Source organism: Clostridium sp. ATCC BAA-442, from assembly GCF_964239415.1.
GTDB lineage: Bacteria > Bacillota > Clostridia > Oscillospirales > Oscillospiraceae > Flavonifractor > Flavonifractor plautii.
The window spans coordinates 1-15,225 of the sequence record NZ_CAXSQB010000023.1 but is presented as its reverse complement, the minus strand read 5'-3'; the positions used below and the strand labels follow the sequence as shown (position 1 = coordinate 15,225).

Below are 15,225 nucleotides of genomic sequence, written 5' to 3'. Positions count from 1 at the left end.
ATAAAACCACCTCCTTTACCGTAAGGAACGCTGCCGGCTATTTTCCTGAACTCTGGTACCGGCCGGATTTTCCGATCCAGTACACATCCGCGCCGGATAGGACCATCCAGCCGACCATACACCATAAAAACCCGCTTTTACGAAACGCGTACCATGCTCCGCTGAGTAAAAAAATGATACCGCTTGTGGCGATCATCATCCCCACATTTCGGCAAAGGGGACGAATGTGGATTTTTCTTTTTTCTTCCTCCGGCATTGTCTTCCATGCTGCAATATGATTAACCGCCTTACCGGAATAGAAGTAAATACCCGCAGCGAGAAAAAGAATGCCAAGGAAAAGGCAAGCGCCATTCATAGGTCCTTCTCCTTCCTTTTTTCATTTCTCCACCCATTTCTAATCCTGTTCAACTGGGCTATTTTAGAGAGCAGTATAAAAAGCAGGATAATGAGGAAAAGCTGAAACACATCAGTTACAACCAGCCAGCTTTGAAAGAGAATCCTGCGGAATTCTGGAAAGGCAAGAACTGCCGCTAAAACACCGGAGGACAGCGCCGCATAAATAATATTTGTCACTCTAAGCCAATGCGATAAGAGCAATTCAAACTTCATATCTGTCCCTCCTATACCAATTCCCATCCGGCGCTGACTACGCTGGAGAGCGTCAAAAGTCGGTTTACAATCGCCTCCGCCATCTGAGCCTTTGGTTTCCCAACGGAAAGAAAATCCGCCTGAATCTCTACCTTGCCGCCAATTACATCGCTGCTCTCCAAATTCGTAAGATACAATGTTTTACACGAATTGCTGTTGATCAGAAGCGCGCGTATTTCTGTTTCCGCATTTTCCTGACAGGTAACAGAAATGCGGTAGGTTCGTTCCGTTTCTTCACCGCAGGTAATGGGCTTGATCTTTACCGCCAGCGGCCGGAACAGCAGATTTGAAAGAATCAGAATAACCGCTGCGGCAACCGCAAAAAGACAGCTGCCGGAACTGGACAGTACACCCACAGCGGCCGTACACCAAAGAGTTGCTGCTGTATTTAGCCCACGGACGGTTCCGCCCTCCTTAAAAATCACCCCGCTGCACAGGAATCCAACGCCGGACACAATGTAACTGGCAATCCGGTACACCTCATCCGAGCCGGACATGAGCGGAAACATCAGGAACAGGCAGGCCCCCATTGAAATCAGAACATTGATACGGATTCCGGCGGGATGGCCGGTAATCTGGCGCTCTAATCCGATCAAGAATCCCAATAGAACCGAAAGACCGATCCGGCCCATAAACTTCAATACCCCATAGGGTCGCCCCCATTCTCAAAATTTTTTACAGGGCAAAGTATAACTGTTTTTTACTGTTAAGCCTATGGCTAAATTCTTGCGATTCCCTTGCTTTTCGGCAAGAAAATAAGCAGTCACCATCTGGTGACTGCTTACATATTTTAACGATGACTTTTAAACCCTTTTTTATACGATTGCTCTGTTTACATCTAAATTTCTGATTGTCAGAGCTTATCATTAAATTTATATCCAATTCCCCAAATGGTAAGTATATATTCCGGCGCATCCGGATTTGGCTCTATCTTTTTTCTCAGTTTGCGTATAAAGGCCATAATATTACTGTCCGCAGTATAGTATTCCTCCGCCCAAACCGCCTGATAGATCTGCTCTTTTGTAAACACCTCTCCACGATTCCGGGCCAAGAAATAGAGGATGTCAAACTCTTTGGGAGTAAGCTGGATCTCTGCGCCGTCCCGGATAACACGGCGGCTTTTGGAATCAATCAGAAGATTTCCGCAAACCAAAGAGGTGCTGGCCGCTTCTGGGATTGCCTCTCCCAACTCCAGCATGAGAGAGTCGGATTTTCCTGCATACAACGCCTCCAAGGCGTCATACAGTTCCTTCGCTGCCTGTGTCTGTGGATGCTGGGTTTGGAGCGTATTGCAAAACCACTGTAAGGTAAGGGAATCCAATGATACAAAGTTTACTCTCTTCATCAAGTCCCCTCCCCTACAACAATGTATGGTATTTCTGAATATACCACCGTTTGGCGGCCGTTACCAGCAGCATATAGGCCAGAATGGTGACCGCCAGAAATCCAAAATACCAAAGCGGAAGGGGAGCCAGGCCGAGCAGGTGGGCCGCTGGGGTATAGACAATCGCAGTAAGGATCAAAAGCCCGGCAGAGGTGACCAGCCATACAACCCCGGATGCCCTGCTCCTTAGAATAGAAAGCTGCTTTGTGCGGAGCAGGTGCAGAATAAGCACTTGCGTCCACATAGACTCTAAAAACCATCCTGTATGGAATAGAATTGCAAATTGACTCTGCATCGCAGAGGACAATTCTGTAAAATTGTCTCCCAGTAAAGCTGGACACAGGATAAAGTATAGAAAAGCAAAAGTCGCCAGATCAAACAGGGAGCTTAACGGGCCGAAAAAGCGCATGAAGCGCCCCAATGTTTTTCCTGACCACTCGCTTGGTTTTTCATAGACATCCGCATCGACGCGATCCCACGGCAAAGTCATGCACAGAATATCGTAAAGGAGGTTCAGCAAAAGAAGTTGAAGCGCCGTCATCGGCAGGAAGGGTAAAAAGGCGCTGGCAAGTACAATCGAAAAGATATTGCCGAAATTGGAGGACGCGGTAATCCGTATGTACTTTAACATATTGGCAAATGCTTTCCGCCCCTCTAAAATACCCTGTTCCAGCACATTCAAATCTTTCTTCAGCAAAATCACATCCGCAGATTCTTTTGCGGCTTGTGTGGCCGTGTCTACGGAAATCCCCACATCTGCCGCTGTCATGGCGGCTAGATCATTCATTCCATCACCCAAAAAGCCGACTGCATGACCATTCTCGCGCAGCATACGGATGATCTGAGATTTCTGTCCGGGGGAAAGCTGGGAAAAAACGGTTGTCTTTTCTACGGCAAGAAGCTGTTCATCCTCAGACAGCTCCTCCATTTCTTCTCCGGTTAAGATATGTTCTGTCTCGATTCCCAGCCTCCGGCAGATGGAAAGGGTTACACTTTTTTGATCGCCAGTCAGTACCTTTACCTGGACATGGAGCTGCTCCAATTTCTGCAAAGCACTGGCGGCAGAGCTTTTGGGCGCGTCAAAAAACACGACATATCCCAGCAAGATTAGCTCCGCCTCATCCTCCATCTGAAGCCTGCTTTGGCTTGATACAGGTTTGTAGGCCACAGCCAGGACTTTCATTCCATCTTCGGTCATTTCGTCAACGATAGCATGGATGCCGCCAGAGTCAGCGGTATCTATCTTTAGTGTCTGTCCCTTGTGTTGGACATACTGGCAGCGGGAATATACGCTGTCGACATCGCCTTTTGTGATAATATAGTTTTCCTTTTCTGGAACAGATAAGAGGACACTAACGCACTTACGTTCATAATCAAAAGGGAGCTCGTCTAATTTTTGGATCGTTTCGCCCAACGAGAAAAAATGGTTTTCCCTTCCAGGCATACTGGAACATTTCAGGATTGCCTGGTCTAAATGGTTTGCAACGCCTGTATGATAAAAGCTGTTTAAGTAGGCGCAGTCCAATACCTCCCTGCTTTCCTCCCCCAAAATATCAAGATAGTATTCCAGTATCACTTCATCTCCGGTTAGGGTACCCGTCTTATCTACACACAGGACATCCATGCTGCCAAAGCTCTGCATCGCATTTATGTTTTTTACAATCGTTTGTTTTTCCCCCATGGCAGAGCTTCCTTTTGCAAGGCAAGCATTGATCACCATGGGAAGGAGCTCCGGGGTCAGGCCGACAGCCACAGAAAGAGAAAATAGAAACGAGGTCAGCCAGTCGCCTTTGGTGATGCCGGAAACGACAAATACAACCGGAACCAAGGCCACCATAAAGCGAATCAAAACCCAGGCAATCGAATTTGCTCCTGTATCAAAGCTGTGCTTGTTCCGTTGGAGTTCGGAGAGATAGCCTCCATATACGGTGCTGCCGCCCACAGCCAAGACGATACCCTTTCCCTCTCCGCTGATTACGCTGCTCCCCATGAAGGCTATATTGGAAAAGCGATCCAGTGGAATTTGAGTAGCAGAGGCCAGACGATTTGTATTTTTCTCTAATACATTACTCTCTCCGGTTAAAAGGGCCTGCGAAACAAACAGGTCTTGCGCTTCAATCAATCTCAGGTCCGCGGGGACCCGCTCACCGGCTGAAAGCGACACAGTGTCTCCTACTACCAATTCCTCCGACGAAATTTCAAGCTGCTGTCCCTGTCGGTAGACGGAAACGGTCGTTTTAATTTGCTGAATGAGAGTATCCGCGGCATGGCCGGCTTTTCGTTCCTGGATCAGCCGTACCATCCCACTGATTATAAGCATAGACAAAATGATGACCACACTGGTCCCGTTTCTGCCGGAGTTGGATTTCAAACAGACATCGGTGATGAAAGAGACAATAGCCAATACAAACAATATCACACTGAAGGGATTGATAAACGCCCGTTTTATACGCTGAAAAAAAGAATGGGCTTGTAAAGAATAGCCGACATGATTGCTGCCATGCTGTTTTCGCATCTGCTCTATTTGTTCTTGGGTTAAGCCGCCTTCCTTTACATGAAAATCATTATAAAGCTGCTCTATATCTTTTAATGCGTATTTTTTCAAACGCTCGTGAGGAGAAATATGTATAGTGCCCACAGAGGTTTCCTCCATTTTGCAGAGTATATTTAAATATAGTTTAGCACATTATCCACGGGTTTTCTCCAAACAAATTCTTGCTTTTTTCTTGCGCTTTTAATTGTCAACAATATCGCTATCCGGGACATTGCCTTTTCCCACGAAAACGATCTTGTCTTTGACCCGGCTTTTTCCTGCTAATTTGGAAGAATGGATTCCACTGCTCCAATGATTTTGTCAAATCATTTCAGCACGTTTTTTACTTAGACTATATAAACCATTACATTAGGCACTCGTTTTTTTCATACATTTGATTTATTCAAAATGACATTTTTGCTATACTTAATTTGTGCAATATGCGCAATACTTTTTAGGGAGTAATTTAAAATGAACAGGATGAAACGATTGCTTGCCGCAGCACTGACGTTTGCCGCGACGCTGTCTCTTGCAAGTTGCGGTACTTCCAACAGCGAGGATTCTGTCGGTCAGACGCCCGCTCCGCCATCTCAAACGGCGGAATCGCAGTCTGCTGGACGGGAGTTGAGTATGGCGCTCTCAGTAGATCCAGATGGCTTGGATCCGCAGCGCACAACAGCTGCCAGTACATTTCAGATTACCAATAATCTATACGATACGCTTCTTCGGGTCAATACAGATGGTTCTCTGAGGGAAGGGCTGGCCCAGAAGTGGGAGGTATCGGAGGATGGTCTGACACTGACGTTTCACTTGCGGCCGGATGTTCGCTTCCATAACGGCGACATCTGTGACGCACAGGCCGTAGTAGCCTCATTCCAGCGTCTGAAGGAAGAGGAAAGCCCCCGCGCTGCGGACTATGCCAATTATACGTTTTCTGTTCAGGATGCGGATACTGTGGTAGTAACCTGTGAAGCACTAGATGTGGCAGCACTCTCCAATTTTGCCTATCCATGGTCCGCCGTTGTGGATGTCAAGGCCGCAGATACGTTGAAAAATCAACCGGTAGGCACCGGCCCGTATCGTTTGCAAGAGTGGGTGCCTCAGCAATCCCTGACGCTTGCAAAAAATCCGGACTATTATGACACGGTCAATCTGGATACGATCAACTTCAAGATGATGCCGGATGCAACGGCGCAGATTGCATCTTTGCGTAATGGAGAACTGGACATTATCTCGGTCAGCGGCGATCAGGTGGCTGCCTTTGAAAATGACCCGCAGTTCAATGTAATCACCACGCCGTCCAATGGTCTTCAGCTGATGGCGATGAATTTGCAGAACGAGGCGCTGTCGGATGTACGGGTGCGTCAGGCTATCAACTATGCGGTGGACAAGCAGGCGCTGATCGACACGGTATGGTGGGGCTATGGTCAGAAGATCGGTTCGCATTACCCCACAGTTCTGAAAGAATATGTGGATATGAATGACCGATACCCTTACGATCCGGAAAAGGCCAAAGAACTGCTGTCTCAAGCGGGATATCAGGACGGTCTCACGCTAGAAATGTATCTGCCCAAGAGTTATCCAGCATATGTCAGCGCCGGGCAGGTCATCGCTGACTCGCTGAAAGAAGTGGGAATCACCTGTAATATCACTATCGTGGAATGGGCGGCGTGGCTGTCGGACGTGTACAACGGAAGAAACTATGATCTGACTGTGGTAGGACACACGGGGCGTCTGGACCCGTATGTGCTCTTGGCACGTTATCAGTCTGACAGCAGTGAGAACTACTTCAATTATTCCAATGAAGAAGTGGATCAGCTGCTTGCAGATTATAAGAGCGAAACCGATGAGGACAAGCGTACAGAAATCGTGCAGCGGGTCCAAGAGATCCTGGCTCAGGATGTGCCTGCCTATTATATTCAGGACCCTATTACCATTTACGTGACAGACAGCGCAGTAACCGGTTTTCAGTTGTATCCCATCGATATTTATGAATTGAAAGATATATCTCTCGGACAATAAGAACAGGGGGCGGGTCCTGCCGGATGCAGGGCCCGCCTGCTTTGAAGGATTTTGATGTTGCACGCACTTCTTAGATAAGGGAGAGTAACCTCAGGAAGGACGGATAGTTCTCTATGCTGAAACTGGTGGTCAGACGTCTACTCAGCGCCATTGCCGTGCTGTTTGTTGTATCGCTTATTACATTTGTGGTTCTATTATGTATCCCCGGTGACCCCGCGCAGTTGATTCTTGGGGTTGAGGCCACGCCGGAAAAGGTTGAGGCCCTGCGTGCCTCGATGGGGCTGGACCGGCCTTGGTACGTCCAGTATATGCATTGGATTCAGGGGGTACTTACCGGGAATTGGGGCACTTCATATCTGTACGGTGAAAATGTTTGGACGCTAATTTGTCAGCGGCTTCCCGTTACTTTCTCCGTTGCGCTGCTGTCCATGGCAGCCGCACTTGTTGTATCCGCTATTCTGGGAATCTTGGCCGCGCTGAAAAAGGGTTCACCTATGGATCTACTGTCGCGTACCGTGATGCAGATTGGCGGTGCGGTGCCCTCTTTCTGGCTGGCTATGCTGTTTATGCTGCTGTTTTCCTCCTATTTGGGATGGTTCCCGGTCACGGGGTATACCGCTCCCGGTGAAAATTTCGGCGCGTTTTTGAAATGCATCGCATTACCTTCTCTGGTGCTGGCTATCGGGGAACTGGGAATTCTCATCCGCATTGTGCGGTCATCCATGCTGACAGCCCTGCAACAGGATTTTATGATGAGCGCAAATGTGAAAGGCCTGCCTCCCGCTAGGGCCATTGTGCATTATGCTCTGCGCTCGGCGATTATTGCCCCCATCACCATCTCAGGTATGCAGCTGGCAAAACTATTGGGAGGAACGGTCATTGTAGAGACAATTTTTGCTCTGCCGGGCATTGGCCGTCTGATGCTGACTGCCGTGGAGCAGCGGGACATCATTCTTTTGCAGGGAATCGTGCTCTTTATTACCTCCATGGTGGTTTTGGTATCGCTGGTCACGGATCTGGCGGTTATGGCCGCCAACCCCACTATCCGTACCGGAGAGGAGACCGTACAGGGATGAAGAAAAAACAGAGCGTATCTTTCTGGGCAGGTGCTATCATGGCGGCCAGCATCGCAGCTATATGTATCATTTCGTTTTTCTGGATGCCTGCAGATCCAGAAAAGATGGATACACTGAACCGGTTTGCGCTGCCCAGTGCGGCACACCTTTTAGGGACCGACCAATTTGGGCGCGATGTCCTGAGCCGAATCATGGAGGCGTCTCGCTGGGCTCTGCTGGTAGGCGTGTGCTCGGTCACCGTGGGCGCGCTGGCGGGCAGCATTATTGGCGCATCGGCGGCCATGCTCAAAGGCGCGGTGCGCGCAGTTATTATGCGGTTTATTGACGGCATGATGTCCTTTCCTGGTATTTTGCTTGCGATGATGCTGGTCACGGTTTTGGGCAAGGGGATTTTGGGCGCTGTGTTGGCCATAGGGCTTTTTATGGTTCCTACATTTTCCAGGCTGGTATACTCCATGGTGCTGGAGAATAAACAGCGCCTATATATCAAGGCCGCGCACAGCTATGGATGCAGTGGAGGATATATTGTGTTGTTTCATATGCTGCCGGATATGCTTCCCAGACTGATTACCCAATTCAGCTCCAGCATCGGCGGTGCTGTGCTTCTGGAGTCCTCTCTTTCCTTTTTAGGATTGGGGATCCAGCCTCCGACGCCCAGTTGGGGCATGATGCTGAACGAGGCACGGCAGTTTGTTCTGAACTATCCGTATATTGCTATTGCCCCGGGTGTGGTGCTCCTGATTACGGTGTTGGGGTTTAATCTTTTGGGGGATGGGCTGAACGACCGGCTGGTGAAAAGGAGATCGAAAACATGAATGATGCGGTTTTGGAAATTGAGGGACTTACGGTGCGCAGCGCTGAGGGAGACGCTCTGGTGAAAAATGTGGGCCTCTGTCTGAAACGGCAGGAATGTCTGGGAATTGCAGGCGAGTCCGGCTCAGGAAAAACAATCACAGCAAAAGCGATCCTCCATCTACTGCCGCAGGATCTGACAGCCTCTGTGACACATCTGCGGGTTTTGGGGGAGGATCTGCTGAACCTGCCGGAAAAGGAGCGGCGTATATTTCTGGGCAAGAAAATCGGTTTTGTACCGCAGAACACGGTGGCTTATTTGCATCCCTTGATCAAAATCAAGAATCAACTGACGGATGGGTACCGCATCCATTTCCAGACGTCCAAAAAGGCTGCGCAGGAACGGGCGAAAACGCTTTTGGACCGGGTGGGTATCCGCGACGTAAACCGCGTGATGGAGAGCTATCCCGCACAAATCTCCGGCGGGATGCGCCAAAGGGTAAACATAGCCATGGCGCTGATGTGCGAGCCTCAGGTCATCATTGCGGATGAGCCCACCACCGCGCTGGACTGCGTTGTAAAGCAGCAGGTCATTGAACTATTCCACTCGATCAACGAACAGCAGCATGTGGCGATCATTATGATTTCTCATGATCTGAACCTGATTCGGCGGTATTGCGACAAGGTGGCGGTAATGTATGCGGGACAGATAGTGGAGTCGGGCGGAAGCAACGAAGTATTTTCACAGCCGCAGCACCCCTATACACAGGCGCTGCTGTCTGTGATCCCCCGGCTGGACCAGGACCGCAACGTCCGGCTCAATGAGATTCCAGGCTATGTCCCGGAGCATGGAAGGGATACCAGCCACTGCCTGTTCCAGCCCCGCTGCAGTGCATGCCGGCAGGAGTGCGGCGGCTCGGTTAAGAGCTCCCGGAGAGATGGACATTTTGTGCGGTGCAGCAAAGCATGGGAGGAGTGCAGGGCATGACGGCAGTATTGGAGGCAATCGGCATGGAAAAGCGGTTTCCCGTCAAGCAACAGATGCTGCTGAGACGCAGGGACACGTTTCAGGCGCTTCAGGGGATCGATCTGGCACTGTACTCAGGACAGACTCTGGGCGTGGTAGGAGAAAGCGGAAGCGGAAAATCCACTTTGGGAGAGATATTTGGCGATCTGCAGCAGCCTACATCGGGAATCGTGCGATACAAAGGGCAGGATATCCGCTCACTGGGAGAAAAGGAGTACCGGCGCTTTCGCCGCAATGTGCAATATATTTTCCAAAATCCCAAAGAATCCATGAACCCTTATTATACTGTGGAGAGAATCCTTGTAGAGCCTATGAAGATCCTGGTGGACGGCTTTAAACCGCATAAAGCCCGGGAAACGGTGCGGGAGATGCTCAACCGTGTGGGACTGCCGGATTCCACCCTGGGCAAATATCCCTCGGAACTCAGCGGCGGGCAATGCCAGCGCATTGCCATTGCCCGCGCATTGCTGCTCTCGCCCGAGGTCATTATCTGCGATGAATGTGTGTCCGCGCTGGATGTGTCCATTCAGGCGCAGATCCTGAATCTGCTGAAGGATCTTCAAAAGGAATTTTCTACAGCATATCTCTTTATCTCTCACGATATTGGCGTGATCCACTATATGTCGGATTTTATCGTTGTGATTAACCGTGGCCGCATTGTGGAGCAGGGAGAGGGGAGCCAGTTGATCCGTACGCCGAAAGACGACTATACAAAACGGCTGATTGCAAGCTCATGTTCAACGGGGGAGGGCTGTGTATGCGGTGTACGGTAATCGGCTGCTGGGGGGGGTGCTGTCGGGTAAACGAAGCCTGTAGTGCTTATCTGTTGAGTTGCCAAGGAGAACATCTACTTCTGGACTGCGGCAGCGGGGCGGCGTCTATGCTGCAGAACGCATTGCCTCTTCAGGAGTTACACCATGTGCTGCTGTCCCACTATCATTACGACCACTGCAGCGACGCGGGGGCACTGAGCTATGGCAGGCTGATCCAAATGCAGACTGGGGCTGCACAGCAACCACTGCATTTTTATGGGTTGCCGGTCGAACCGTATTTTGAACGTTTGACCATGGAGCCGTATACCTATGCGCAGACTATTGGGGCAGATGATAAGCTGCAGATCGGGCCATTTTGCTGCACCTTTCACAAAACAGCACATCCGGTGGAGTGCCTTGCGGTAAAAGTAAAATGTGGGCAGTCCACTCTGGTGTATACGGCAGATGGCGCCTATACGCCCAAACTGGCAGAGTTTGCAGAGGGTGCCGATCTTCTGATCGCAGAGTGCAGCCTGTATGCCGGGGCGGATGGAGCCCGTGCTGGCCACATGACCAGTACGGACGTGGCCCAACTGGGGTGTAAGGCTGCGCCAGGCATGCTGCTACTCAGTCATCTGCCGCTGTATGGGGACCCTCATCTGCTGGTGGACCAGGTGAAGGCCCAGTGGAACGGAGAAGTGCGCCTGGCACAGACACTGATGACGGTGGAACTGCCAGCCCTGAAACGGGAGGAGAGTGTGCCCTGATGGAATTTCAACTGGTTCTGGTGCGCCATGGCTACTCGCTGGGCAACGAAAAAAGCCTGTTCAGCGGGTGGAGCGACGTACCGCTCACAGAAAGGGGGCGCCGGGAACTGAGGGAGCTGCGGCAGGTAATCCGCTACCCTAGGACAGGACGCTACTTCAGCTCCGACCTTTCCCGTTGCAGGGAGACGTTTCAGGAACTGTACGGACCGCACATCGTACTGGACGGCCTGCGCCCGGAGTTCCGCGAGATCTGTTTTGGCTCATTGGAAAACCGTCCTGGTACACAGGAGGACTTTATGCATTTTTTCCGGGCTTGGCTGGCAGGGCACCCCATCCTTGATGTAGAGACATATAAGGCGTTTCGCCGGAGGGTTCTGGAGGCAGTAGCAGGCTTGATGAGGGATTGCCTGGCTCAGGGAAGTCAAAGCGCTACGGTGGTGACACATTCCGGACTGATTAAAACAGCGGTCACAGCGCTGAACCACTGGGGACCAGAGCAATGGCCACAGATCGAGGCTCCCAACGGACTGGGATATATTTTGACACTTTCCGCAGAGAACGGTCTGAGGCTTTCCTCGCAGCGGCCTCTATCAACCTGTTCTCAAAAAGATGCTGTGGGCGCAATATACTAATAGTACTTCTAAAAGTGGGCCACCCGCACTACGAAAGCCCTTTCCTGAGTCATGGACGTGAAACGCTCTGAGGGAGGCCTTACCCGGTTTACATGACAGCGGTTCCAATAAGTTCCTGCATATTTATTACGGCAGAGTAAAAAATCTGCTGGAAAAGTATACCTTTCAGAAAAAGCAAATTGCTGTTTTACGCCCTGAATAGTACCATCCAAGTCAGGTGATACCGGAGGAAACACTGGAGGCAATGGCTATTCCAGAAATACAGCCGGTGTCGCTCCGGCCTGCGGTCCAACCGGTGGTGAACCACCGCCGCCAGGCGTGGCCCCCCCCTTGGAAAAGATCCCCCTGGCCCCCGGGGGGAGAATCCAGAGACCAGTAAAATGGAAAAGCAGTCCGTTACAAAATACAGTGTTTAGGACAAAATAGAAAGGTACAATAAGAAAGTGGGGGAAAACCGTCTGAACAGTGGTTTTGGCCCGCTTTTCTTCGACCAAACCAGCAGACGAAAGACTCCAATGTTCCTCTCCGGAGGGCTTTCCAGAAGTAGATATATGACCGGATCTTACTTGTATTTCCTGATGGCTCCGCTCACACCATATCCTGTGTTATACCCTTTCCCATAAAGGATAGGACCCTCTTGCCGAGTTGCTGTGCGCAACTTCAACTATTCAATATGTACTGTACCCCTACAACGCATAAGAGGACTCCGTGGACGTGCCCTCTTGAAAATATTGGGACAATGTGATACAGTAAGAATGCCAAGTGTGCCGGCACACTTCTGTCTTTTGCATGCAAAAGACAATAACAACTGACAGCAGTGGAGCCGGTAGGAGAACCTGCCGAGCCAGATAACGGAGCCTACAGCGCTCTGAAGCAGGCGATTGAAGCTGCATCAGATGGTAAAGAAACTACGGTTACACTGGCAGGTGATATCGCCGGGATGACGACGGAGCAGATCATCACCATTCCGGAAAACAAGAATATTATCTTGGACATGGAGGGCCACAGTATTACCGTGGCGTCGGACTTTACGGGCAGGCCGATTGTGAACAAAGGTACCCTGACGGTAACGGGGAACGGCACAATCGATGCGTCTGCATCTAAGACAGGCGGATATGGCGCGATTGACAATTATGGTACACTGACTATCGAAAACGGTACATATACTGGCTCAGTTGATGCAAGTGGCGCTTCCATTAAAAATCGCCCTGATAGTGTTTTGACGATTCGGGATGGAACGTTTAGCGGAGCGGTGACAGTGGTTTATAACGTAAGCGTCAAACGAAAAAGAATGGAGGCGAGCAAAATAAGAAGGTGACGGTCGCCCCATTCAGCAGGCTGTTGTTGTCCTTGTCATGGCAGACATCCATATGTAGGTAATTTTAATCTGGAGGACTTGTTATGAAACAACGTATTCACTGCGCAGCCCTCGCCACGACCCTGTGTCTCGCCCTGCTTCCGGTCCAGGCCGCGGCCCTCACAGTCACCGACCGGCCCCAGCCCGGAACCACCCAGGGCCAGCCTTTCGAGCACGATCCCGACACGGCGGGCAGCGACAGCTTCCGCATCCCCGGTCTGACCACCCTGCGGGACGGCGCCCTGCTGGCAACGGCAGACGCCCGCTGGAACACCACCTACGACGGCGGCGGACTGGACACCATCGTCTCCCGCTCCGAGGACAACGGTGAAACCTGGAACTACAACTTCGCCAACTACCTAGGGGACAACGGCAATGAGTACAGCGGAGACGGTTCCACCTGCTTCATCGACCCCTCGGTGGCGGTGAAATATGAAGGCAGTCAGGAGACCATCTATCTGCTGGCCGATCTCTACCCCTACGGTGTGGCCCTCAACGGCAGCGGTAATCTGTGGCCCGCCAAGGAGACCGGCTTTGACGGCCAGGGACGGCTCCTCCTCTCCACCGACTCGTACGGCAATGAGGTACAGGGTAATAATCAGACTTATACCTACGATTACTACCTGGATGGCGATACCATCAAGTCGGTCTCCGGCGATACCCCGGTGGAGGGGCTCACGGTGGACGAGCATTTCAATGTGACCGGAACCTACAATGGCCAGCCGGTCGACAGCAACCTCTTCTTCCAGAACGCTCCCTTCAAGGTCCAGCGCACCAGCTTCCTCTATCTTGTGACCTCCACTGACGGCGGCAAGAGCTGGAGCGTCCCCACCCTGCTCCCCTTGAAGAAGGACAGCGAGCGGGCTTATCTGGTGGCCCCCTCCAAGGGCCTTGTCACCAGCCGGGGGGAGATCGTGTTCCCCTGCTACTCCTTTGAGAACACCGGCAGCTCTCAGCCCCAGCACATCAGCTTTCTCTACTCTGAGGACGGTGTGAACTGGGCGCGGAGCGAGGACGATCCCAGCTCCACCGCCGATCAGTGGGACTCCGAGTCGGTGGCGGTGGAGCTCTCCGACGGACGGTTGCGCTTCTTCGCCCGCAATAACCACACCAAGCGATTGAGCTATTTTGACTTTATCCCCGGCACAGCCGGCCTTGCCGACGGCTATTGGGAGAATCGGGTCAACACCAGCGTCATCACCAACTCCAACTGCCAGATCTCCGTCATTGAGTACTCCCATACCTCCCAAGGAAAGGAAGTCCTTCTGATCTCCTGCCCCGCCAGCTCCAATCCGAACGGAGACAACCAGTCCGGTGCAAGCTACCGAAATAACGGCAAGATCTTTGTGGCCCGGGTGAACAGGGACGCAGACATGACCCTGGAGTGGGTGGACAGCGCCACCATCGACATCGACCCCAGCCGGAGCGATGACCCCTTCATGTACTCCGCCATTACCGAGCTGACTCGGGACGGGAACGGCGCAGAGACCGGCGATATCGCCATTCTCTACGAGATGAACGAAAATGGCTGGGGTGCTGGTATTGGCAAGTACTATGAGATGACCTTTGAGACCCGGTCACTCTCGGGTATCGACTTTGACCCCATCTTCACAAAACAGCCCGTCAACAATGGCGGTCCCCTGACCCTGGGGGATAAAAGTCTCCAACTGAGCGTCGAGACCGACATCACCGCCAACGTCACCTATCAATGGTACAAAAAGACGGATGCAGGCGAGATGGCCATTAACGGTGCGATCGAAAAGACCTACACGGTGGACACTGATGCGCTGGGTCTGGGCGAACATCAGCTCTTCTGCCGGGCCATCAACGGCAGCTGCACAGTGGACAGCAATCCGGTCAAGGTCCAGGTGATCCCCGCTCCCGTCACCTACACCATCACCCTGGACGCCCAGGGCGGTTCTGGCACGGCGGCCAGCCTGACCACCAATGCGGATGGTAAGCTCACCTCCCTTCCCACCCCCACCCGAGCGGGCTACGCTTTCAACGGCTGGTACACCCTTCCTACCAGCGGCGATAAGATCACGACCGACACGGTTTTCCAGGCCAACGCCACCATCTACGCCCAGTGGACGGCGAACAGTTCCGGTGGCGGTTCTTCCTCCGGCTCGACCCGGTACACAGTGAGCGTGGAGGGCATGGACAACGGCAGCGTGAAGGTGAGCCCCACCCGCGCCTCCAAGGGGAGCACGGTGACTGTCACCGTGAAGCCCGACG

General features: G+C 51.8%; 14 protein-coding genes. 9 read left to right on the top strand and 5 right to left on the bottom strand.

Features of this window, described 5'->3' with window-relative positions:
* Window positions 1–37: 37 nt before the first annotated feature.
* The 5 genes from ACESY8_RS11085 to mgtA all read right to left on the bottom strand — a co-directional run bounded on the left by ACESY8_RS11085 (window position 38) and on the right by mgtA (window position 4,670).
* Window positions 38–355, bottom strand: a complete 318-nt coding sequence (locus ACESY8_RS11085) for a DUF3784 domain-containing protein (RefSeq protein WP_044942228.1) — start codon at window positions 353–355, stop codon at window positions 38–40.
* Window positions 352–609: a hypothetical protein gene (locus ACESY8_RS11080; RefSeq protein ID WP_054339051.1), complete on the bottom strand. Its 258-nt coding sequence runs from the start codon at window positions 607–609 to the stop codon at window positions 352–354. The genes ACESY8_RS11085 and ACESY8_RS11080 overlap by 4 nt, the downstream gene beginning before the upstream one ends.
* Window positions 610–620: 11 nt before the next feature.
* Entirely contained in the window at window positions 621–1,280 is a 660-nt protein-coding gene (locus ACESY8_RS11075; RefSeq protein ID WP_054339052.1) for an MgtC/SapB family protein, read from the bottom strand.
* Between the two features lie 221 nt (window positions 1,281–1,501).
* Window positions 1,502–1,996 (bottom strand): winged helix-turn-helix domain-containing protein, encoded by a 495-nt coding sequence (locus tag ACESY8_RS11070; protein ID WP_035300053.1) that lies wholly within the window; start codon window positions 1,994–1,996, stop codon window positions 1,502–1,504.
* A 10-nt stretch (window positions 1,997–2,006) separates the two neighbouring features.
* Complete coding sequence (mgtA, locus tag ACESY8_RS11065) at window positions 2,007–4,670, bottom strand: magnesium-translocating P-type ATPase (protein ID WP_155857064.1); 2,664 nt, start codon at window positions 4,668–4,670, stop codon at window positions 2,007–2,009.
* Window positions 4,671–5,036: 366 nt separating this feature from the next.
* Here mgtA and ACESY8_RS11060 point away from each other — a divergent pair, with 366 nt between their 5' ends.
* The 9 genes from ACESY8_RS11060 to ACESY8_RS11020 all read left to right on the top strand — a co-directional run.
* Complete coding sequence (locus tag ACESY8_RS11060; RefSeq protein ID WP_024724590.1) at window positions 5,037–6,587, top strand: ABC transporter substrate-binding protein; 1,551 nt, start codon at window positions 5,037–5,039, stop codon at window positions 6,585–6,587.
* A gap of 113 nt (window positions 6,588–6,700) precedes the next feature.
* On the top strand, window positions 6,701–7,663 hold the full coding sequence (locus ACESY8_RS11055; RefSeq protein ID WP_021631695.1) for an ABC transporter permease: 963 nt from the start codon (window positions 6,701–6,703) through the stop codon (window positions 7,661–7,663).
* The gene (locus ACESY8_RS11050; RefSeq protein ID WP_009257668.1) at window positions 7,660–8,478 is read left to right on the top strand and encodes an ABC transporter permease; all 819 of its coding nucleotides are present in this window, start codon (window positions 7,660–7,662) and stop codon (window positions 8,476–8,478) included. The genes ACESY8_RS11055 and ACESY8_RS11050 overlap by 4 nt, the downstream gene beginning before the upstream one ends.
* Window positions 8,475–9,443, top strand: a complete 969-nt coding sequence (locus tag ACESY8_RS11045; RefSeq protein ID WP_009257669.1) for an ABC transporter ATP-binding protein — start codon at window positions 8,475–8,477, stop codon at window positions 9,441–9,443. Before ACESY8_RS11050 ends, ACESY8_RS11045 begins: the two co-directional genes overlap by 4 nt.
* Entirely contained in the window at window positions 9,440–10,255 is an 816-nt protein-coding gene (locus tag ACESY8_RS11040; protein ID WP_009257670.1) for an ABC transporter ATP-binding protein, read from the top strand. The genes ACESY8_RS11045 and ACESY8_RS11040 overlap by 4 nt, the downstream gene beginning before the upstream one ends.
* Window positions 10,216–11,001: an MBL fold metallo-hydrolase gene (locus tag ACESY8_RS11035; protein WP_083493501.1), complete on the top strand. Its 786-nt coding sequence runs from the start codon at window positions 10,216–10,218 to the stop codon at window positions 10,999–11,001. Before ACESY8_RS11040 ends, ACESY8_RS11035 begins: the two co-directional genes overlap by 40 nt.
* A complete protein-coding gene (locus tag ACESY8_RS11030) occupies window positions 11,001–11,633 on the top strand; it encodes a histidine phosphatase family protein (protein ID WP_009257672.1) in 633 nt (210 codons plus the stop codon). Before ACESY8_RS11035 ends, ACESY8_RS11030 begins: the two co-directional genes overlap by 1 nt.
* Window positions 11,634–12,450: 817 nt before the next feature.
* Complete coding sequence (locus ACESY8_RS11025; RefSeq protein ID WP_174888205.1) at window positions 12,451–12,951, top strand: hypothetical protein; 501 nt, start codon at window positions 12,451–12,453, stop codon at window positions 12,949–12,951.
* 83 nt (window positions 12,952–13,034) lie between these two features.
* Window positions 13,035–15,225: InlB B-repeat-containing protein (locus ACESY8_RS11020; RefSeq protein ID WP_498794741.1), on the top strand; the 2,191-nt coding region annotated here is incomplete at its 3' end.